The 17,989-nt window shown below is 70.9% G+C and carries 29 protein-coding genes; 24 read left to right on the top strand and 5 right to left on the bottom strand.

Annotated elements, in window-relative coordinates:
- Positions 1-188: 188 nt before the first annotated feature.
- From OG247_RS43985 to OG247_RS43995, 3 genes are all read right to left on the bottom strand, one after another.
- Positions 189-593: a hypothetical protein gene (locus tag OG247_RS43985; protein ID WP_327258239.1), complete on the bottom strand. Its 405-nt coding sequence runs from the start codon at positions 591-593 to the stop codon at positions 189-191.
- A 157-nt stretch (positions 594-750) separates the two neighbouring features.
- The gene (locus OG247_RS43990; protein ID WP_327258240.1) at positions 751-1,053 is read right to left on the bottom strand and encodes a zinc finger domain-containing protein; all 303 of its coding nucleotides are present in this window, start codon (positions 1,051-1,053) and stop codon (positions 751-753) included.
- A gap of 32 nt (positions 1,054-1,085) precedes the next feature.
- Complete coding sequence (locus OG247_RS43995; protein ID WP_327258241.1) at positions 1,086-1,871, bottom strand: hypothetical protein; 786 nt, start codon at positions 1,869-1,871, stop codon at positions 1,086-1,088.
- 666 nt (positions 1,872-2,537) lie between these two features.
- On the opposite strand from OG247_RS43995, the gene OG247_RS44000 reads away from it, so the two are divergent.
- From OG247_RS44000 to OG247_RS44115, 24 genes are all read left to right on the top strand, one after another.
- Positions 2,538-3,722, top strand: a complete 1,185-nt coding sequence (locus OG247_RS44000; RefSeq protein ID WP_327258242.1) for a DUF932 domain-containing protein — start codon at positions 2,538-2,540, stop codon at positions 3,720-3,722.
- A 228-nt stretch (positions 3,723-3,950) separates the two neighbouring features.
- Entirely contained in the window at positions 3,951-4,268 is a 318-nt protein-coding gene (locus OG247_RS44005; RefSeq protein WP_327258243.1) for a hypothetical protein, read from the top strand.
- Between the two features lie 164 nt (positions 4,269-4,432).
- Entirely contained in the window at positions 4,433-4,729 is a 297-nt protein-coding gene (locus OG247_RS44010; protein ID WP_327258244.1) for a hypothetical protein, read from the top strand.
- Entirely contained in the window at positions 4,726-4,911 is a 186-nt protein-coding gene (locus OG247_RS44015; protein ID WP_327258245.1) for a hypothetical protein, read from the top strand. Before OG247_RS44010 ends, OG247_RS44015 begins: the two co-directional genes overlap by 4 nt.
- 115 nt (positions 4,912-5,026) lie before the next feature.
- On the top strand, positions 5,027-5,668 hold the full coding sequence (locus OG247_RS44020; RefSeq protein WP_327258246.1) for a hypothetical protein: 642 nt from the start codon (positions 5,027-5,029) through the stop codon (positions 5,666-5,668).
- 653 nt (positions 5,669-6,321) lie between these two features.
- Positions 6,322-6,720 carry a hypothetical protein gene (locus OG247_RS44025; RefSeq protein ID WP_327258247.1) on the top strand — a complete coding sequence of 133 codons (399 nt, stop codon included), beginning with the start codon at positions 6,322-6,324 and terminating at the stop codon, positions 6,718-6,720.
- Positions 6,721-6,839: 119 nt separating this feature from the next.
- Positions 6,840-7,109, top strand: a complete 270-nt coding sequence (locus tag OG247_RS44030; protein ID WP_327258248.1) for a hypothetical protein — start codon at positions 6,840-6,842, stop codon at positions 7,107-7,109.
- A gap of 75 nt (positions 7,110-7,184) precedes the next feature.
- A complete protein-coding gene (locus OG247_RS44035) occupies positions 7,185-7,721 on the top strand; it encodes an antirestriction protein ArdA (protein WP_327258249.1) in 537 nt (178 codons plus the stop codon).
- Positions 7,722-7,767: 46 nt separating this feature from the next.
- A complete protein-coding gene (locus OG247_RS44040; protein ID WP_327258250.1) occupies positions 7,768-8,028 on the top strand; it encodes a hypothetical protein in 261 nt (86 codons plus the stop codon).
- Between the two features lie 234 nt (positions 8,029-8,262).
- Complete coding sequence (locus OG247_RS44045) at positions 8,263-8,553, top strand: hypothetical protein (RefSeq protein WP_327258251.1); 291 nt, start codon at positions 8,263-8,265, stop codon at positions 8,551-8,553.
- Positions 8,554-8,656: 103 nt separating this feature from the next.
- Positions 8,657-8,845 (top strand): hypothetical protein, encoded by a 189-nt coding sequence (locus OG247_RS44050; protein ID WP_327258252.1) that lies wholly within the window; start codon positions 8,657-8,659, stop codon positions 8,843-8,845.
- Positions 8,842-9,312, top strand: a complete 471-nt coding sequence (locus tag OG247_RS44055) for a hypothetical protein (protein ID WP_327258253.1) — start codon at positions 8,842-8,844, stop codon at positions 9,310-9,312. The genes OG247_RS44050 and OG247_RS44055 overlap by 4 nt, the downstream gene beginning before the upstream one ends.
- A gap of 97 nt (positions 9,313-9,409) precedes the next feature.
- Complete coding sequence (locus OG247_RS44060) at positions 9,410-9,892, top strand: hypothetical protein (RefSeq protein ID WP_327258254.1); 483 nt, start codon at positions 9,410-9,412, stop codon at positions 9,890-9,892.
- A gap of 221 nt (positions 9,893-10,113) precedes the next feature.
- Positions 10,114-10,638, top strand: coding sequence for a hypothetical protein (locus tag OG247_RS44065; protein ID WP_327258255.1), 525 nt, complete (start codon positions 10,114-10,116; stop codon positions 10,636-10,638).
- Between the two features lie 154 nt (positions 10,639-10,792).
- On the top strand, positions 10,793-11,203 hold the full coding sequence (locus OG247_RS44070) for a hypothetical protein (RefSeq protein ID WP_327258256.1): 411 nt from the start codon (positions 10,793-10,795) through the stop codon (positions 11,201-11,203).
- Between the two features lie 149 nt (positions 11,204-11,352).
- Positions 11,353-11,637: a hypothetical protein gene (locus tag OG247_RS44075; protein ID WP_327258257.1), complete on the top strand. Its 285-nt coding sequence runs from the start codon at positions 11,353-11,355 to the stop codon at positions 11,635-11,637.
- Positions 11,638-11,747: 110 nt separating this feature from the next.
- Positions 11,748-12,203, top strand: a complete 456-nt coding sequence (locus OG247_RS44080; protein ID WP_327258258.1) for a hypothetical protein — start codon at positions 11,748-11,750, stop codon at positions 12,201-12,203.
- 74 nt (positions 12,204-12,277) lie between these two features.
- Positions 12,278-12,754, top strand: coding sequence for a single-stranded DNA-binding protein (locus OG247_RS44085; protein WP_327258259.1), 477 nt, complete (start codon positions 12,278-12,280; stop codon positions 12,752-12,754).
- 390 nt (positions 12,755-13,144) lie between these two features.
- The gene (locus tag OG247_RS44090) at positions 13,145-13,426 is read left to right on the top strand and encodes a hypothetical protein (RefSeq protein WP_327258260.1); all 282 of its coding nucleotides are present in this window, start codon (positions 13,145-13,147) and stop codon (positions 13,424-13,426) included.
- Between the two features lie 44 nt (positions 13,427-13,470).
- Entirely contained in the window at positions 13,471-13,953 is a 483-nt protein-coding gene (locus tag OG247_RS44095; protein WP_327258261.1) for a hypothetical protein, read from the top strand.
- Between the two features lie 136 nt (positions 13,954-14,089).
- Positions 14,090-14,593: a hypothetical protein gene (locus OG247_RS44100; protein WP_327258262.1), complete on the top strand. Its 504-nt coding sequence runs from the start codon at positions 14,090-14,092 to the stop codon at positions 14,591-14,593.
- Positions 14,594-14,660: 67 nt separating this feature from the next.
- The gene (locus tag OG247_RS44105; RefSeq protein WP_327258263.1) at positions 14,661-15,218 is read left to right on the top strand and encodes a hypothetical protein; all 558 of its coding nucleotides are present in this window, start codon (positions 14,661-14,663) and stop codon (positions 15,216-15,218) included.
- A gap of 72 nt (positions 15,219-15,290) precedes the next feature.
- Positions 15,291-15,731, top strand: coding sequence for a hypothetical protein (locus OG247_RS44110; RefSeq protein WP_327258264.1), 441 nt, complete (start codon positions 15,291-15,293; stop codon positions 15,729-15,731).
- A 205-nt stretch (positions 15,732-15,936) separates the two neighbouring features.
- Positions 15,937-16,812, top strand: a complete 876-nt coding sequence (locus OG247_RS44115) for a hypothetical protein (protein ID WP_327258265.1) — start codon at positions 15,937-15,939, stop codon at positions 16,810-16,812.
- Between the two features lie 79 nt (positions 16,813-16,891).
- Here OG247_RS44115 and OG247_RS44120 read toward each other — a convergent pair whose 3' ends face one another.
- Positions 16,892-17,395 (bottom strand): hypothetical protein, encoded by a 504-nt coding sequence (locus OG247_RS44120; protein ID WP_327258266.1) that lies wholly within the window; start codon positions 17,393-17,395, stop codon positions 16,892-16,894.
- 251 nt (positions 17,396-17,646) lie between these two features.
- Positions 17,647-17,973: a hypothetical protein gene (locus OG247_RS44125; protein ID WP_327258267.1), complete on the bottom strand. Its 327-nt coding sequence runs from the start codon at positions 17,971-17,973 to the stop codon at positions 17,647-17,649.
- Between the last annotated feature and the right edge of the window lie 16 nt (positions 17,974-17,989).

A 17,989-nucleotide genomic window follows, 5' to 3' on the forward strand; every position in this document is an offset into this window, starting at 1 on the left:
GGGACCAGGGTGAGCTCCCGAGTCCGCGATACGACTGGCATCACGCTGAACCCCGAACTCGCCCTCGCGGATCCCGCCGCGGCGTTGCGGCCAGCCACCGTGCCGCGACGGGGGTCGCGCCCCGGCACCGGCAGGTCGGCGCTCTTGTGGTGCCGCGGGTCCCTCGACTTCTGCCACCCCCACGAGGACTACTCCTCGATGTTCAGGCGGGCGATGTCCGCGGCGTACGCGGCGGTGCGGACCGTCGAGGTACCCGACACGAACAGGCCGGCGCCTCCGATGGCGAAGGGAAGAGAGAGCAGCAGGCCGGCGGTGATCGGGCCCCAGTCGCGCGCGCCGTCGCAACTGTCTCCCTCGTCCACGCGGTAGGACTCGCGGAGATATCCGGTCTCGTGGAAGGCGCGGGACTTGCACTCGATAGCACCGCGGTGGCCGTCGACGCTGAAGGGGAACACGAGCAAGTACCCCAGCCACAGCCAGATGAGTACGGCCACGGCCATCAGGCCCCGTCCCCAGCCCTGTTCACGCAGGCCCCGCACCCGGAACTCCCTGTCGTACACCTGCGCCAATGAGTTCATAGGGGTGACGTTCATACGGGTGAACCTAACCCAAGCGCCCCTTGACCCCGCCCTCTCGGCTTCGGGCTGACCCACCAGGCCCTGGATCGAGGACTCCCGGCCGCCTGACTCCCGCTGTCGCCCGCGGATCCCGCTCGCGGAGGACTGCCCGGCGGGGTCTGGAACCTGGTGGTCACGGTGCTGCTGGAATGAGGCGGTCGTCCCACGCGAACACGCCGGTGCCCCTGGCCCAGCTGAGTCCGTGGACGCCGACCGGCCCCAGCACGCTCGGGACATCCGCCGCGGTCTGCCGGGGCTTGTGGAAGCGGGTCACGTACCAGACGCCCCGGATCGGGTTACGGCAGTACTGGCCCGCCGCAACGTGGCACTTCGGGCAGGGAACCGCGGCGCAGGCATCCCAGGCTCGCCGGAGAGCAGGTTCGACATCGGCCGGGTCATGCCCGGTCGTCTTGGACGTGAGCGCGAAGTACTCCATCACCTGATGGTGGCAGTGGGATCAGGCTCCCGTCAGCCGGATGTGCCACCTTGTCGACGTCCCCCAACGCGCGCCCTGTCAGCTCTTGTCTGTGACGGGACTCGGGTGCCCGGCTCCGTCCCGGAAGACGGCGCCGGCACCGCGGGTGTGCCGGGGGCCGGGTTGAGGCGGAGCCACGCCGTCAGGGCGGCCTGGAGCTCGGCGACCTCCCGATGGGCGAGGGCCTCGCCGCCGGCCCCGACCTGGAGGCGTACGTCGTCGGCGGTGACTCTCCAGCCGATCGCCCGGCGCGCCGGCGAGGTGATGGCGGAGCCACGGGCGAGCACGCGAAGCGCTCCGTCGACTCGGGACGCAGGAGGCGCCTGTGTCGGGTCGGCGCGGACGAGATGCTTGGGGCGCGCCGGCAGGCCGATGGCCGTGTAGAAGTCGCGGAACGCCTCATCGAGGTGCCGCGGAGCGGACGGCGCGAGGCCGATGAACTCCTCCAGCAGCTCCAGGTGCACGGCGGGCGCGTTCGGCCCGTGCGGGTGGGCGTGGAGCGGGTGCTCGGTAACCCCCAGCCGCACACAGGCGGGTGCCACCAGCACACGGTCGTATCCCCTGCCGGTCAGCTCCGCGTGGATCTGCCGGAGCCTCGCGGCCTGTCGTGGCACCGGATGAGGATCCACGGAACAGGGCACGGCGGGTTTGGTCGGCTTGGGGGCCAGGCCCATCGGGCCGTTGCAGCGGTGCAGGACGCCGGCCTGCGTCAGCACGACCGTCACCTGACGCCCCTGCTTGTCAGACCCGAGCCGGAACCCCATCACGGTTGTAGGCACTCAACCTCCCTGCGGCTGACGGCCACGGTAGCGGGAACCGAGGTGACCGCGGGGAGGATTGCCCGACCCCGCCGAGGAGCACCTGCCGGGTCCACTCCCTCTCGGCCGCCCCGCCGGACGCCCCCTCGAACGGCGCCGGGGCGCCGCTCTGGGCCCCGGGTGGCGCCGGCCCGCAGAACACCGACTGGCCCGGTCTAGCCCGGCCGTCCCGGCACTGACCGGGCGTCCGTACGGGCTGGAGTGGCGTACTGCAGCGGGGCGCTGCCCCGGACCCCGGCCTCACTCCCAGAGGGGCCGGGGGACCGTCGCCGGGTGCGGGTGGCCGGTGGTGGGGGAGGCGGGGCGTGGGGGGTCCCTCCGGTCGATCGACGTCCGAACCCTGCCACCCCCGGCCGGGACGGCCGAGCCAAGCCGCTACGCGGTCGCTACGCGAGCCCGACCGTCCCGACCGGGCGCGGCACCCACCGCGCCGCCGACCGACCGGAGGGACCCCCCACTCACGGGGTCGCCTATCTGCGGGGCGCAGAAATCCCGCTAAAAGATCATGGGAATCCGCCGCTCTCACCTTGCCAACCCACCCCCAGTCAGGTAGATTAGTACTTGTCGGAACGGGGAGGGCAAACCCCGGGACGGACACCACGAACCAGCCTCACACAGGAGCGCATCATGGCTATCGAGACCGCCGAGCAGTTCACCCGCCGCGCCGCCGTCGTCATCCCGACCGACGCAGCGTCGAGCGCGCGCAACGCCGACCTCTCCGACCTCGCGCAGATCCTCCAGCGCCAGCAGAACGCCAAGATCGACATGGTGGCCCCCGCGTCCGCGCTCACCGTCCAGGGCGGCAACGTCACCGTCCAGGGCCTCCCCCCGATCCTCACCGACACCGGCGTGACCATGGCGGACGGCACCTACCGGCCCACCACCGTCGCGGACGAGGGCATTGCCGCCAAGCTCGGAATCCCGCTCGCCTACCTGCGCCGCATGCGCGCCGACAAGGTGGACCTGTACGACGCCAACGTCATGGGGTGGCTCGCCGAGGACCCCTCCCGCAAGTTCCTCCTGCGAGGATTCACCGGCGAGCAGGGCGGCGAAGGCATCCTGCGCGCGTTCCTGTCCGACAGCTACAAGCGGATCGACAACTTCGATGTCCTGATGGCCGCGCTGAGCGGCGTGAAGGAGTCCGGCCACGAGGTCAAGATCACCGGATGCGACCTCACCGAGCGCCGCATGATCGTCCGCGTCGAGTCCGAGCACATCAAGGTTCTCGCCCCCGCGCTCCTGCGCGGCTACCGCTCGCCCTTCACCGGCCAGAGCGGGGACGAACTCCCGATCGTGTCCGCCGGATTCGTCATCGCCAACAGCGAGGTCGGCGCCGGAGCGTTCACCATCACCCCCCGCATCACCGTCAAGGTGTGCGAGAACGGCATGACCATCCAGAAGGACGCCCTGCGCGCCGTCCACCTCGGCGCCAAGCTGGACGAGGGTGTCATCCGGTGGTCGGGCGACACCGAGACGAAGAACCTGGAGCTGATCACCGCCCAGGCCCGCGACGCCGTGACCACCTTCCTTGACCGCGACTACGTCGAGGCCAAGCTCACCGCCATCGAGAAGGAGGCGGGGCGCCAGATCACCGACCCCGTCAAGACAGTCGAGGTCGTTTCGAAGAAGCTCAAGTTCACCGACAGCCTTCGCGAGTCGATCATGGGCCACTTCATTCGCGGCGGACAGACCACGGCGGGCGGCCTCATGCAGGCCATCACCGCCACCGCGCAGACCCTGGACGACGCCGACGCCGCGTTCGAACTCGAAGGCCAGGCCCTCACCGCCATGAGCCTCGCGGCCAACGCGTAACCCCGGACCGCCGCTCCCCGGGGCCAGCACCACCACCCCGGCCCCGGGGAGCGGCACCCCGGCCCGCCCGGACCTCTCCCCCGGGCGGGCCAGGCCCCCGGGGACGGGCCGCGAGCGCGGCGGCATCGAGCCGCCCCGCCCGCGCACACCCCCCGATCCCCGCCGTCGGCCCCAACCACCGCGCCGCACGCCGCGAACACCCCCGCGACCCGAACGAAGGGCACCGCCATGCAGGCCACCGCCACCCGCCCCCAGCCCACCGAGACCGCCCCGCCCGCCGCGCGTCCCGGCACGTGGTGGCTTGTCGTCACCCAGTCCGGCACCCACATGCTCACGCTCTGCCCCGCCACCTCCTACGCCCCCGTCAGCGTCTACGAGAACGGCTACCTCGTCACCATCCGCGCCCGGGAGATGTGCACCCCCGCCGAGCGCCCCGACGTCCGCCTCGAAGTCCGCCCCGACTACAGCGCGTACGAGGCCTCCTGCCACATCCCCGCCGACCACCCCGCCCACCGCGCGGTAATGCGCCACATGAAAACGCTCTGACGCCAGCCCGGGGCGGGGTGCTCCCCCCGCCCCGGAAGAGCCGGCCCGGTGGGCGACCGCGATCCCGGCGGCATCGAGCCGCCGCGCTCGCGCGCGCCCAAGCCCCGGCCGGCCCACCGCCGCACGGCGGCCGCCGCCCACCTCCCCGAAAGGCCCGAACCGTCATGCCCACCCTGACAGCCGTCGACCCGCCCAGCTGCGCGTGCACGGAATGCATCACCGGCCAGTACGTACCTCTCGACCGCGCCATGCCCCGGGACATCGCCGCCATGCTCAGCGGCCGGCTGGACAACCACACCGGGGCCGCGCTCCGCGTCACCCTCGTCTACGCCCTCAGCCCCGGAGGGAGCCTCACCACCGCCGTACCGGACACCGTCCGCGTCGACTTCCAGAACTTCTCCTGGGATCTCGAACCCTGGCACGCCCACACCGCCTCCGCCTCACCGCCGGGCGACTCGTGAACTCCGCTGCCACCCCCTCCGCGTGCCGCTGGTGCGGCATCCCGGCACGCGACCACTTCCAGCAGTGGAAGCCCCCCGTCGGCTGGCACAAGTACGCCCTCCCCACCACCGAGCAGATCAAGGCCCGGATGCGTGAACGGCGCCGAGCACGCAGCCCGAAGCCGCCCGCGCACGCCTCCTGACCTCCGAGAGGTCGGGCGCGGTCTCCCGCCCCACTCGGGCCCGCCACCCCGGACCGTCGCCCCCGGATCCGGAGCAACACCCACCGAACCCCCTGGACCCCACCCGAAGGACACCGTGACCATCACCGCCCCGAACACCCCGCCCGCGCACGCCGAGCAGCACCTCGGCTCGTACGGACTCCTGCGCATGGACATCACCACCGACCTCGCCGACGCCTCCACCACCTACCGGCTCCGCGGACCCCACGTCACCGGCAGCGTCGTTCTCTCACCAGGGACCACCCTGTCCGACCCCACCGATCCGGACCGCTCCTGGTCACCCGACCTGCACATCCTCTTCGGGACCGCCCCCATCACCCCCGCCCACCGGCGCGCAGACCCCCTCACCGTCAACGGAATCGAACTCGCCCGCAGCTCCCGCGTGTTCTTCGCGCACCTCGACGCCGGCTCCCCCGCGCCCACCTCACGGCGGGACAAGAACACCAACACGGTCCCCCTGCCACCCGCCACCCGCCGGCACGCCCAGGCCGTACTCGCCGCTGTCGTCGCCCACTGGCGCGCCAGCCCCGACCGCGAGGCCCTCGAAGACGCAGGACGCAAGATCGCCGCCGTCTACTGGCTCGCCAGGTACAGCAAGGACCTGCACCAGCTGGACCAGACCCTCACCGAGACCCGGGCCGCCCGGGACAGGACCTCCCGACGGGCCGAGGACCTCCGCGCCCACCTCGCCAGCACAGAGCGCCCGGCCGCGGCGTAACCAGCACGAGCACCACCCCGCCCCGCGCTCCCGAGGCCCCAGCTCCTCCGGCGCGGGGCCCCGGAGTGCGCACCGAACCGGCCAGGTACCGCGCCGGATCGCGGCCGACCCGCCGCGGTACCCCTCTCCGAAGCGACAAGAGCCGGTGCTGCGCACCGGAAGGAGCCCGGCTGCGCCGGGCGCTGCTCACCCCGACACCGACCTGCGCTTCGCTCCGGCCGGCACCGGGGTCTTCCTCCATCCCCGGCTTTCTGATTGTGGGCGCGGGAGCCTGCCCCTCAAGCGCTCCAGTCCGTGTCCTCGCCGGCCCGCTCCTACGTCGCTATACCGCCTGCGGTACTCCTTCCCGCGCTTGACCGCCAGACCCCCGCGCCCTGGTACTGCCTTTACCGGGGCGGGAGAAAGAAAGGTCTGCGGCCACCTGCACGTCCACGCCACGGCCGCACACCGGCTGACGGGCCGACCGGGGCGAACACTGCGCAAGGACACGCGGACGCTGCGCGCCCGCCAGCCCGGCACGGGGCCGAGCCAGCACGGAAACCGACCCGCCCAGGGTTGCGAAAAACCACCCGGACGACTAGAATAGTAAACGTCGGAACGGGGAGGGCAAACCCCGGGCCGGACATCACGAACGCCGAGCCGAGGAGACCCCCGTGACCACCACCCGCCCGGACAAGACCGCCTCCAGCGCCACCACTACGCCCGTCACGGGAACCCTTCGGGCCGACCGGACCGAGGTGAACAGCATCTACGACGACGCGGGGCGCAGCGTCGTGCGGTACTTCACCTACGTGCGCCGCGACTACTTCCTTGCCGGGGCCCCCGACATCCGTGGGGCGGGGCGCCGCTACCCCTTCCACCCCACCGGCACCTCCCTCTCTTGGGCCCGTATGAACACCGACGCGTGGGAGCTGCGCAGCGTCAACGTCAGCGGGGTCCGCGTGCTCAAGTCCGGCGCGCCGGGCGCGGAGGTCCCGCACCTCATGCTGCTCATGCGCGAAGTGCCGCAGTGGCTGCTGTCCTTCGCCGAGGCGAACCGCCCCACGGACTGAGCAAATCCGGGGCGGGGGAGGTTGACTCCCCCGCCCCGGATAGGTAGAATAGTAAATGTCGGAACGGGGAGGGCAAACCCCGGGCCGGACACCACGGACCACCGAGCCCAGGAGTCACCATGGTCGCCGTCATGACCGAGGCCCCGCCCGTCCTCATCACCCCGCAGCCGGCCTGCGACCCGATCCAGTGCGACCGGTGCGGCGCACGCTCCGGCTTCCCGGACGACGGCGACGAGGGCGCCTGGGCCGCCCATGACCACGGCTGGCACGTCGCCACCTTCACCCGCGACTCCTGCAACTGCCCCCACCTGTGCGCCGACTGCGCGCACGACTGGTGCGGAGAGACCGACGACAGCCCGCGCCTTATCGGAATGCGCGTCATCGGATAACCCCTCCCGGGCGGCCCCCACCGGGCCGCCCGGCCCCGCCCCGCACCGGCACGCAAAGGCAAGGACACGAACCCCATGAACGCAATCTATGTCGCCTCTCTCTCCGACTACAACGCCGGACGACTCCATGGAAAGTGGATAAACATCGGCGATGACGCCGAGGCCGTATACGGAGAGATTACCGGCATTCTCGAAACGTCCCCGCAGGGAGATGCGGAAGAATACGCGATCCACAGCTTTGAGGGGTTCGGCGGTATCAATATTGCCGAGACGGAGGAAATCGAAGACCTTATACTCATTGCCGAAGTGCTGGACAAATTTCCTTCCGATGTTGTCAAGCACATTTATGAAACGTGTGACGCTGAACACCTTTCGGAAAAGTGTCAGGAAAAGTACATCCGGACAACTGAATTCAACGTCAGTCCCGAATCGGCCGTAGCTGAGTACGCGCTCGACTACCTCACCGACCACGGCACCGATGGGGTTCCGCAACTGTGGCTGGACCACATCGAGGCCGTCGCGGAGTCGCTCGCCGTCCACATGATCAACAGCGGCAGTGTGATCCCGCTCTATGCCGGAGCGGGCACCTATCACCTTGTGCGAGGAAACTGAAATGACATACGGAACCCCTCACCCGCTGCACCTTTACCGTGCCCACGTGCCCGACGCCGAATACGCCGAGCACCTGCGGAAACTCGCCGACGCGGCATTCGCGGAACGGGCAGCCGAGCAGAAGAGCCTGCGTGCCGTCCTCCGCGCCGACGGCGACGTGTACGGCATAGGCCCGCTCGCACTCGCCCAGGAGAAGGCCAGGAGAAGGCCAGGATATGGCGCAAGGTCCGCGCGAGGGCCGCAGGACACCCGGAAATGGAAGGCCAGGCCGCAGGAGCCGTATTCACACCGACCGACGACAAGTTGATAGAAGAGGTCCGCAGGATGCGCGCGGAACTTCGCAACCACGAGGAATACGGAACCGAGTACGAAGAATGGGAAGCAGCCCGCCTATTTCTCTCCCTCACCGCGTTTCTCGATTCCCCGGAAGAAAGCGCCGGGCGAGTTGACACCCACGCGAATGTTAGGTAGATTAGTACTTGTCGGAACGGGGAGGGCAAACCCCGGGCCGGACACCGCGAACCGAACCGAGGAGACGCACATGCCCACCGTGATGCTGACCGCCGCCGACCAGCTCGACACGATCCGCGAACTGGCCCACGAGCTGTACGCCGGACGCGCCGAGACCGTCGACCGGGCCGGGTTCGGGTACTACCGGGCCGACGAGTACGCCTACGGGTCCGAGTTCTGCGCCCCCACCCGGGTGGCCCTGGACAGCATCGCGGCGACCAAGCTGCGCCATGAACTCGCCCTCCACGTCGCCGAGTACGCCGAGGACCCCGAGGCGGACCCCGACCAGGTCATGGACCAGGGCGAGACGGTCCGCCTGTAGCCCTCCCGCTCCCCGCGCCCGCCACGGGCGCGGGGAGCCCCTCCACCGGCCAGGGGACCCCGGCCGGCCTCCAGGCCCGACCGCGACCCAGAACGGACCCCCAGTGCCCAGCCAGAGCCCCGCAGACCCGCAGGCGGACCTGCTCGCCCGCGCCGCCGCAGGCGACCGCGCCGCCCAGGCCCGGTTCACCGCCGCCCGCACCGCCCGCGTACAGGCCCGCGAGTCCTTCACCGCCAGCGGCCGCGCCGCCGCCCGCCGGATGCTCCGCCCCGAGGGAGTGACCGCACGATGACCACCACCGCCCCCACGCCGCCCATGCCCGACCCGTACTCCGACCCCGCCGGGTATCTCGTCGCCCGCTGCTCCCAGCTCCATCAGGCCAACACGGAACTCGCCGGAGCCTTCCTCTACTCCGCCGCGCCCACCATTCGGGCCATCTGCCCCACGGCCGCGCGCGTGATCTTCGACCGCACCGCCAACGACGCCGACCCCCGTCAGCCGGTCACCTTCCTGCGCATCGAGGACGCGTACGGTTCGGAACTCGCCACCCGCGAGGACGCCGACACCCTCAACCAGCAGGACCAAGCACTACTGCGCCAGGCCCTCGGCGAGGCCTACGCCGCCGTACTCCACTGGAACGCCGGAGCCACCCCCGGGCCCCGCCCGTGGAGCGTGGAGAGCACCTACGGCTTCCAGGACGGGGCCGCGCCGCCGTTCCTGAGCACCGTCACCCTTCCCCCGGCCCGGCCCGCGAGTTGACGCACTCCACCGAGCGAAGTAGACTAGTCAATGTCGGAACGGGGAGGGCAAGCCCCGAGCCGGACACCACGAACCATCGAGACGAGGAACCGTTCCCATGGGATACACCCACTCCTTCGCCTACACGCCCCAGGCCGAGACCTTCCGCAGCAACTGGCTCCAGCTGCGCCTGGACGCGGCGGCCGTCGTGGACTTCGCCAAGAAGTCGGGCGTGGCGCTGGCCGGGCCGGACGGCACCGGCGCCCCGGTGATCAGCGAAGACCTGATCGCCTTCAACGGACGCGGTGACGGCGCCTGCGAACACTTCCGCCTGGAGCTCACCCCCCGCCGCCTCTCGCAGTCCGGCCCGTTCGTCTGGAGCTTCACCAAAACCGCAGGCCTCCCCTACGACATGGCCGTCACCGCCGTGCTCCTGCGCGCACACACCCTGATGCCCGAGGTCTTCGCCATCAACAGCAACGGCGACTGGAACGAGGACTGGCAAGAGGCCCGCGCCATCCACCAGGCCCTTTTCGGCGACCCGGGTACCGCCGACCCGCTCACGGACACCACCGTCGGACCCGCAGCCGTCCGCAGCTGACCCATCGCCCGTCCGGGGTCCGCGCCCGCAGCCGCGCGGACCCCGGACGGTGGCCGGCCCCAGCGCGCCGACTCCAGCGACCACACCACCGCCCGGCGGCCGGCCGTTCGCGTCCAGGCCGTTCGGCGACGGCACCGCCGCCCCGACGCGGCCCGGCACGCACCTTCAATCCCTTCGCCCCGCCCGCCGACAAGGGCCCTTACGGCAACCCCGAGGTCTTCATGAGCATCACCATGTCCGAAGCGAGCGCCACCACCCTCCGTATGGCGGTCGAGTCCGCGAAGGCCGCCGCGGCGGCAACCGCCCACACCGCGGCCATGATCATGATCGAGGCGGGCGGCGGCCAGGGCAGCATCCACTGCGCGTGGAGGGGCGAAGGCCCCGACGCACTGTGCCTGATCACCGCCACCTCCTTCAGCGGCCACGTCATCGCCGGGTCGCACGGCGACCGCGTCCAGATCACCCTTCCCGGCCTCACCCCGGCCGCGTACGAGCAGATGCGCACCTGGTCCCAGGACCGCAACGAGTGCCATCACGAGCACGACTGCGACTGCCTGACGGACCCGTGGCCCACGCTCGCCACCCTCTCCGGGGACGACGAAGAGCACGACATCGACTACCGCGACGACCCCGAGTACGCGCGCGGGAGCGCCCGCCTGGCGTTCGGGCGCGTCACAGTCAAGCTCGACGACGAGCCCGTGACCGTGGCGGACACCCTGATCCGAATCTCCCGCCACCACGCCTGATACGGCCAGGAGGCCGACCGGCCCGCCGTCCACCTGCTAAAGCGGGATGGGGAGTTGACACCCACCCCCCATAGGGTAGACTAGTCCATGTCGGAACAGGGAGGGCAAGCCCTGGGTCGGCCACCGCGAACCAGTGCCGCAACGAGGAGCACCAATGGCCAGGACCACCGATCGAGCCGCCCGCGACCGCAAGTTCTTCGAGGACCGCCTGAAGACCGCCGCCGAGGCCGGCCGCAAGGACGCCCATCGTTACGCGAACGACTGGTGGGACCGCCTGCACGAGGAGCGGCTGAGCGCGGAGAACGTCCGGATGGACGGCTTCTTCGAGCACATCACCGGCTACCAGTTCCAGATCCAGTTGTGGACCGACCTCATAGAGGCCCTGGCCGTCAGCCGGGATGCCGTCGCGACGTGGCATGAGCAGATGGCGAAGGCCGAGGGGAACTCCACCCCGACCGGAGGGACGATGGGCAACCCCGTCGCCGACGCCCGGCGGCACCTTTGGCGCGACGCGAACGGGAAGTTCGCCCACTACGCCGCCGACCTCTTCCGCCGCGTCAGCTGACCCACTCCGCCCCCGGGTCCGGCAGGCGGTTCCCGTCGGACCCGGGCGGGGTTGACACCCCGCCCGCATGAAGTAGAATAGTAAATGTCGGAACGGGGAGGGCAGGCCCCGGGTCGGACACCGCGAACCACCGAGCGAGACGAGGGAACATGTCCACCGCCACCGCAGCCCGCCCCACCGTCGGACCGCGCATCCTCCAGACCTCCAGCGAGAGCGTCTACGCCGAGCCGAGCGAGACCCACGTCCGCAACATCGGCGGGACCTTCTACCGCTTCCACCGGTGGGAGTACCGCTCCGGCGACACCTTCGTCGACGTGTCCGTCCCCGACGAGGCCACCCTCGCGATGATCGACATCTTCCCCGACTTCGCCGACATGCCCGCGCACTTCGGATGGACCCTCAAGCGCCAGTTCGCGAGCTACATGTTCGACTGACCCGCCCGCCGGGGCCGCGCCACCGCAGCCCCGGCCCGAAGGCCCCCGCACGGCACGCGGCCGGGCCCGCCCGCACGCCCAAGCCGGCCAGCACACCGCAGCGAGGAACGATGCCCACACCCACCGACCCCCACGACGGCGAACACCCCGCGCCCCCGCCCGCGTACCCGAAGAGCGCCGCGCAGCTCACCGCCACCGACTTCACCCACTGCCGCATCGGCATTGAACACCGGCCCGCCCGGTCCGCCTACTACTGGCGACTTGAGCTCTTCACCGGCGAGGCCGGCCACTCGTTCACCAAGACGACCCGCGCGCGGATCTCCGAGCACACCGACCCCCTCCCCGTCGCACACGACGAACTGGCCGCACTCGGCCTGGAGATCGACCCCTCCCACGAACGCGGCCCGCTCAGCACCTACCGCGTACGCCCCGCCGCCAAGGGCCCGGCAGGAAGGCCCCGCCCCGCGCCAGGCACCAGGGAGGCTCCGCGCCCATCGGCCCCGGGCGCCGAGATCCGCCCGCCCGCGCACGCCGGGGAGGTTGACACCCACACCCCGGTTGAGTAGAATAGTAAATGTCGAGAAGGGGAGGGCAAGCCCCGGACCGGCCGCCACAGAACCACACACGAGGAGACACTCCCATGGCAGGCGAGACCACCATCACCCTGATCGGCAACCTGGTCGACGACCCGGAGCTGCGCTTCACCCCCAACGGGGCCGGAGTCGCCAAGTTCCGTGTCGCCTCCACCCCCCGCGTCTTCAACAAGACCACCAACGAGTGGACGGACGGCGAAAGCCTCTTCCTGACCTGCTCCGTCTGGCGCCACGTCGCCGAGAACGTCGCCGAGTCCCTCACCAAGGGCATGCGTGTCATCGTCACCGGCCGACTGCGCCAGCGCACCTTCGAGACCAACGAGGGCGAGAAGCGCACCGTCTACGAACTCGACGTCGAGGAAGTCGGCCCGAGCCTGCGCAACGCGACCGCGAAGGTCGCCAAGGTCCAGCGCAACAACGACAACCAGCAGGGCGGCTGGGGCCAGCAGGCCCCGCAGCAGCGCACCGCGCCGACGGCCGACGCCTGGGCCGCCGCCCCCACCGACGAGAACCCTCCCTTCTAGCCCGTCCGCCGGTGCCGCGCCCGTACGGCGCGGCACCAGGCCCGCGGACCACGGGATCGCGACCGCCAGGGGCGAGGGCTGAACAGCCACCAGTCCCGCCGCTCGGCGACCGCAGCCCGGCCGGCATCGAGCCGGCCCGGCTGCGCCCGCGCCGACAGACCGGAGCGGGCCGCGGCCGTACGCCCCGCCACCGCTCCCCCGGGCTGCGGCGCGCGGCCGCCCGGAGCTCACGGCCCCCGCCGCGCAGCCAGACCGCCCTGGGGGCGGCATCGAGCCGCCCCCAGCGCGCACACCCCCTCTGCATCGAGCCGCCCCCAGCGCGCACACCCCCTCTGCCTCGCGCCGTCACCAAGGGTGCGGCGCCACCGAACCCCAGAACGAAGGCCCCACGTGAAGAAGACCCCGGTCGGCATCCGGTTCACCACCGGCTGCGGACACTCCTGGAAACGCCCGCACGCCCGCTGGAGCGCCGCCGACCTCCGCGGAGCTGTGGCCGACTGCCGCGTCTGCGACGAGTACCTCCTGATCGTCATCCCCGACGACGTGCCCGCCGACCGGGTACCTGCCGACGTGCACTGCCCCCGCTTCCACCCCTACCTCGCCCAGCTGACCAACGGCGACTGGCCCGCGGACGGCGCCGGCACCTTCGCCGCGGCGTTCGACGCGCACTGACCCTCCCCGGCCTCCGACCCGACTTGCCCACGGAGCAGCACCCGATGAACCGCACCCCCGAAGCCCAGGCCACCGCCGCCTTCCTCGCCGAACTCCTCGGCCACGCGCCGGCCTGGCTGCCCCAGGTCGACAACTGGGAGCTCTTCCGTGAAGACGACGGCCGCTACTCCCTGAGCGGCGCCATCACCCCCGGCACCCGCCCGGTCGCCGACCTCCTGCGGGGTGCCGCGGACGCCAACGGCGGCTCGTACGAGGAAGGCCGCGCCTCCTTCGCCCGGTTCACCCTCGAAGGCCGCGACATCACGCTCTACCACCACGCACCCCCGGCCCACCGGCCGGCGCCCAGCTGCACGACCTGCGGGAGCTCCCTCACGGGCCCCTGCGTACCTCTCGTGTGGATCGGGACCGTGCCGCAGGCCATCTGCGTACCCTGCCGCGACCGGATGCACCACGACTTCCTCACGGCGAACAAGCCGGAGGCCCTCGCGGTCCGGAAGGAGTTGACCACCCATCCCCACGTGAGGTAGATTAGTACTTGTCGGAACGGGGAGGGCAAGCCTCGGGCCGGACACCACACACCACCCGCACCACGAGAGCCGCTGCACCAGCAGCTCTCCCGCCCGCAACAGCGGCCCGGAGGTGCCCGTCAGGAAGGAAGTCGCCGTGACCGCCACCACCATCAACGGGGTCCAGGTTCTCGAGTCCGAAGCCATCGAGGCCCCGATCAGCACCCCCGACCGGCGCGTCTACTTCAAGCAGATCCGACGACTCCTCCTGGCCGACGGCGCCGAACACTACGGCTGCATCCACTGCCCCTTCACCTCCCCCAAGATCGGACTGGTGCGCACCCACCTCAAGGAACACCGCACCAGGGACACCACCCCCGCCACACCGCCGAAGTCCCCGAAGCCTTCGAAGGCCAAGCCCTCCCCGACCCCGGCGAAGACGGACCCCCTGCACGTCTCCACCATCTCCGTCGCCTCCCTCTCCTCCCTCAACCTCGGCGAACTCGTCGAACGGGCCCAGGCCACGAACCAGGCCGTCAAGCAGCGCGACCTCGCCAGGAAGGAACGCGACGCCGCCCGCGAGGCCCTCACCTCCTGGATGGACCGGGCCAAGCAGGCCGAACACAAGCTCTCCGAAGTCCAGCGGGCGCTCCAGCCGTAGACCCACCCCACGCGTCGCCCGCGCAGCCGGGCGGCGCCCACCCCGCCGTACCACCAGGAGCCCCACCATGTCCGAACGCGCCGTCATCGACTGGCTCGACCCCAACGGCCGCCCCGAGGCCCGCCTGTACTCCCGCTGGTCACCCCCCGCCCAGCAGATCCCCGCGCTCGCCGACTTCATCGCCGCCCATCCCCACCCCGACGCCTGCGGCCTCGCCGACTACCGCGCCTGGGTCACCGAACACGCGCCCCACCTGATCACCGCCGTCACCGCGCCCACCGCCCCCGAACCCGCAGCCGCCATCGCCTACCGGTACACCGTCCAGACCAACCCCCTGCGCATCGTCGCGCAGACCTACCGCCACGAACGCTGGGAGACCTCCACCACCACCGGATCCCCCGGTGAACTCTTCGCGGCCGCCGCCCAACTCCTGGCCGCCCAGGCCCTGCGGGTGCGCGCCCTCACCGAAGCCTTCCCCCGCCCGCCTTACGCCGCCCACCTCGCCAGCCCCCACGCCCTGGAAGCCGCAGCCGTCCGGCACGAAGCCAACGCGGCGGCCGCCGGCTGGTGGCCCGACGAACACCCCGACCACGCCCCGCTTGACCCCACTCACTCCGAACAGTAATTTAGTACACGTCGGCGATGGGAGGGTAAACCCGGACCCGCCACCACGACCACCAGAACAGGACAAGCCGACATGACCACCACGCTCCCCCTGCTCCACGACGCCGCCCACCACGTCCTCACCCAAGCCCAGGCCGCCGCCCCCTCCGTCGCCCAGACGGTCGCCCACCTCAGCCCCTGCACCCACCTCCCCGCCTGGCACACCCGGCCCATCCGGCTCTCCCCCGACATCCGCGAGCACCAGCTCCATTCGCGTACCTTCCACGACGCCCTCACATCCACCCGGTGCACCTGCCTGCACGGCCTCCCCGAGCAACTCCTCGCCGCCGTCGCCAAACGCTGGGCCGACGCCCTGGACGCCGGCGCCTGGTACGGGCAGTCCGCCCACCGCTCCTCCCGCGAAGTACGCGACCACAGCCGCCGCCAGTACGACAGCGCGATACGCGACCTCCAGGCCCTCACCGACTGGATCACCAGCGGAAGCGCCGCCCACACCGCCCGGGGCACCTGGTGACCCGCCACCCCAGCCCACGGTCCCCAAGACCCCCACGGCCAACCTGAGGAGCACCGCCCACGACCACCACACACCATCAGGCGCAGCCGACGACGGACGCGGTGTTCCCGTACACAGGTACGGGAACACCGCGCACCCGCCGTCGGCCTCTCCGCGTATCCGCCCACGGCAGCCGCCACACCCCGACCACAAGGAGCACCCGCACATGAAGTCCCTCGACGAAGTCAAGGCCGCCTTCGACCTCCTGCCGCAGCGCGTCACCATCAAGCAGATCGCCGACGCCACCGGCCGTGAGCTGGACTCCGTCCGCAACTGGGTCTACGACAAGACCGCCGGCTTCCCCCCGGACGTTCCGCCCACCGGAGACCGCGGCACCAAGTACCGCGACCGCGACGCCGTCTTCAACTGGTACAAGGAGCAGTCCTTCGCGGCCGCCGAGGAAGGCAGCACCCCCAGCGGCCCCCGCAACGTCGCCGAGACCGCCCGCAGGGCACGCCCCCGCCACGCCAAGATGGACGCCAAGGACCTCGCCCGCACCCTCGGCATCACCGTCCGCGGCGTGAACTACTACGCCGCGACCTACAGCGCCGAGAAGAGCGAGAACCCCTTCCCCGAAGCCGACGCCCAGGGGCAGCGCGACTGGTCCGAGGTCCGGACCTGGATCATCGAGAACGCCGAGCGCGACCGCAAGCCGTCCAAGCCCTCCAGCCGCGACGAGCGTGGACTCACCGCGCGCGAGCGCGAAGTCCTCGAGCTCGTCCAGGCCGCGGACGCCGAGGGCAAGGCCGTCACCGTCCCCTGGCTCACCGAGAGGCTTGGGCTGAAGAACCCCGACTCGGCGCGCAGACTCCTGCGGGCCATCGACCAGCACCGCGGGCCCGACGCGTCCAAGATGCTGCGCCCGGCCGCCCTCGCGGAAGCAGCCGGCACGACCACCGACATGCTCAAGTACTACGCGAAGACCTTCACCGCCGGCGAGGACCCCTTCCCGGCGAAGAACGCCAACAGCGAGCGCAACGTCGACGACGTCAAGGCGTGGATCGAACGCCGGAAGAACGCCCAGGCCAAGCGCAGCTCGTGAAACCCCCACCGGGCAGCAAGCGGCCCCCGACCCCAGCACCCTTCGGTGCCACGAGGTCGGGGGCCGCTTCGTGTTCGCGCTACGCCGCCGGAACCCCGATCGGCTCCTCCACGCCGGCACCCTCTCCGGTGCCGTCCGTCTCCGCCGTGACGACGCTCTCCGGCACATCATCAGAGGCGGGCCCGTCACCGGTAACCGGGAGATCAGGCGCCGGCTCCTGCCCCCGGGCAGGGGGCTCAGTCGTCTGGACATTGGTCGTCGCCTCCGGCTGGCCGTCCTTGTCCTGGTTCAGGTACCGGCGTATGTCCCCCAGCGTCAGCCCCAGCTGCTCGGCCGCGTTCGGCTGACTCCCGAAGACCTCCACCGCCTCGACGATCGTCGCGCCCATCTCCCGCTCGACAGCCGCCACCTCCACCGCCGCGGCGCTCTCGATCGCGGCGATCTTCTTCTCCTTGTCCTCGTCGATCGAGGCCAGCTTCTTCTCGTGCCGCTCGACCGTGTCCAGCACCTTCAGCTGGCGCCTCTGCTGCTCCCGGAGCTTCTGCTTCCGGGACAGCGCTTCCTCGTTGCTACGTGACGTCATGCCCGGATCCTAAACCGGTGATAAACGCCGAACCCTGCCCGCGACCTGCGGCAATGCTCACACCCGGCCTGCCGGCCCCACAGCAGCAATCACCACCCCGAGCACCCACGCGCATCCATGAAGCACCCCAACACCCCCTCACCCAGACGGAGGTGTCGTCCTCGGCATCCTGCCGCTGGAAGGGTCAGCGACTCCCAGGGAGTGGTGCCTACGCACACCCTGCTCTCACGTGTTCACCGCAGAGGTCCTCATCAGGACTGCCCTCCATCCCCGCGGAACCTCCCCAGCCAAGCGGCGGGGTCGGGCTCGAACAACCTGCCACCGGCGATATCCCTGAGCATCACGATGTTGCCCTTGTCCATCGCCATCATCACCCCGGTGCCCACCAGGGCGGAGGAGACGTTGAGCATGTCCGTGTCGCTGTACAGCGCCGATACGGCAAGGAGGAGGTCCTCCTCGCAGTGTTCACTCATGCGCAAGCCGAGGCGCTCCATCCGATTGGCCGCAAGGCGCAGCTCAACCGCTGTCGAGCGCGCCTGGCGGGCAAGGTCGGTGAGTTCCTCGTTCGGATTCCCCATGGCTCCACAATGGCAC

The sequence above is a fragment of the Streptomyces sp. NBC_01244 genome (assembly GCF_035987325.1).
Classification (GTDB): Bacteria; Actinomycetota; Actinomycetes; order Streptomycetales; family Streptomycetaceae; genus Streptomyces.

Coding starts and splice junctions, on each gene's coding strand:
- OG247_RS43985 (WP_327258239.1), bottom strand. CDS start 593: ATGAACGTCACCCCTATGAACTCATTGGCGCAGGTGTACGACAGGGAG.
- OG247_RS43990 (WP_327258240.1), bottom strand. CDS start 1,053: ATGGAGTACTTCGCGCTCACGTCCAAGACGACCGGGCATGACCCGGCC.
- OG247_RS44000 (WP_327258242.1), top strand. CDS start 2,538: ATGGCTATCGAGACCGCCGAGCAGTTCACCCGCCGCGCCGCCGTCGTC.
- OG247_RS44005 (WP_327258243.1), top strand. CDS start 3,951: ATGCAGGCCACCGCCACCCGCCCCCAGCCCACCGAGACCGCCCCGCCC.
- OG247_RS44010 (WP_327258244.1), top strand. CDS start 4,433: ATGCCCACCCTGACAGCCGTCGACCCGCCCAGCTGCGCGTGCACGGAA.
- OG247_RS44030 (WP_327258248.1), top strand. CDS start 6,840: ATGGTCGCCGTCATGACCGAGGCCCCGCCCGTCCTCATCACCCCGCAG.
- OG247_RS44035 (WP_327258249.1), top strand. CDS start 7,185: ATGAACGCAATCTATGTCGCCTCTCTCTCCGACTACAACGCCGGACGA.
- OG247_RS44045 (WP_327258251.1), top strand. CDS start 8,263: ATGCCCACCGTGATGCTGACCGCCGCCGACCAGCTCGACACGATCCGC.
- OG247_RS44055 (WP_327258253.1), top strand. CDS start 8,842: ATGACCACCACCGCCCCCACGCCGCCCATGCCCGACCCGTACTCCGAC.
- OG247_RS44060 (WP_327258254.1), top strand. CDS start 9,410: ATGGGATACACCCACTCCTTCGCCTACACGCCCCAGGCCGAGACCTTC.
- OG247_RS44065 (WP_327258255.1), top strand. CDS start 10,114: ATGAGCATCACCATGTCCGAAGCGAGCGCCACCACCCTCCGTATGGCG.
- OG247_RS44070 (WP_327258256.1), top strand. CDS start 10,793: ATGGCCAGGACCACCGATCGAGCCGCCCGCGACCGCAAGTTCTTCGAG.
- OG247_RS44075 (WP_327258257.1), top strand. CDS start 11,353: ATGTCCACCGCCACCGCAGCCCGCCCCACCGTCGGACCGCGCATCCTC.
- OG247_RS44080 (WP_327258258.1), top strand. CDS start 11,748: ATGCCCACACCCACCGACCCCCACGACGGCGAACACCCCGCGCCCCCG.
- OG247_RS44085 (WP_327258259.1), top strand. CDS start 12,278: ATGGCAGGCGAGACCACCATCACCCTGATCGGCAACCTGGTCGACGAC.
- OG247_RS44095 (WP_327258261.1), top strand. CDS start 13,471: ATGAACCGCACCCCCGAAGCCCAGGCCACCGCCGCCTTCCTCGCCGAA.
- OG247_RS44105 (WP_327258263.1), top strand. CDS start 14,661: ATGTCCGAACGCGCCGTCATCGACTGGCTCGACCCCAACGGCCGCCCC.
- OG247_RS44110 (WP_327258264.1), top strand. CDS start 15,291: ATGACCACCACGCTCCCCCTGCTCCACGACGCCGCCCACCACGTCCTC.
- OG247_RS44115 (WP_327258265.1), top strand. CDS start 15,937: ATGAAGTCCCTCGACGAAGTCAAGGCCGCCTTCGACCTCCTGCCGCAG.
- OG247_RS44120 (WP_327258266.1), bottom strand. CDS start 17,395: ATGACGTCACGTAGCAACGAGGAAGCGCTGTCCCGGAAGCAGAAGCTC.
- OG247_RS44125 (WP_327258267.1), bottom strand. CDS start 17,973: ATGGGGAATCCGAACGAGGAACTCACCGACCTTGCCCGCCAGGCGCGC.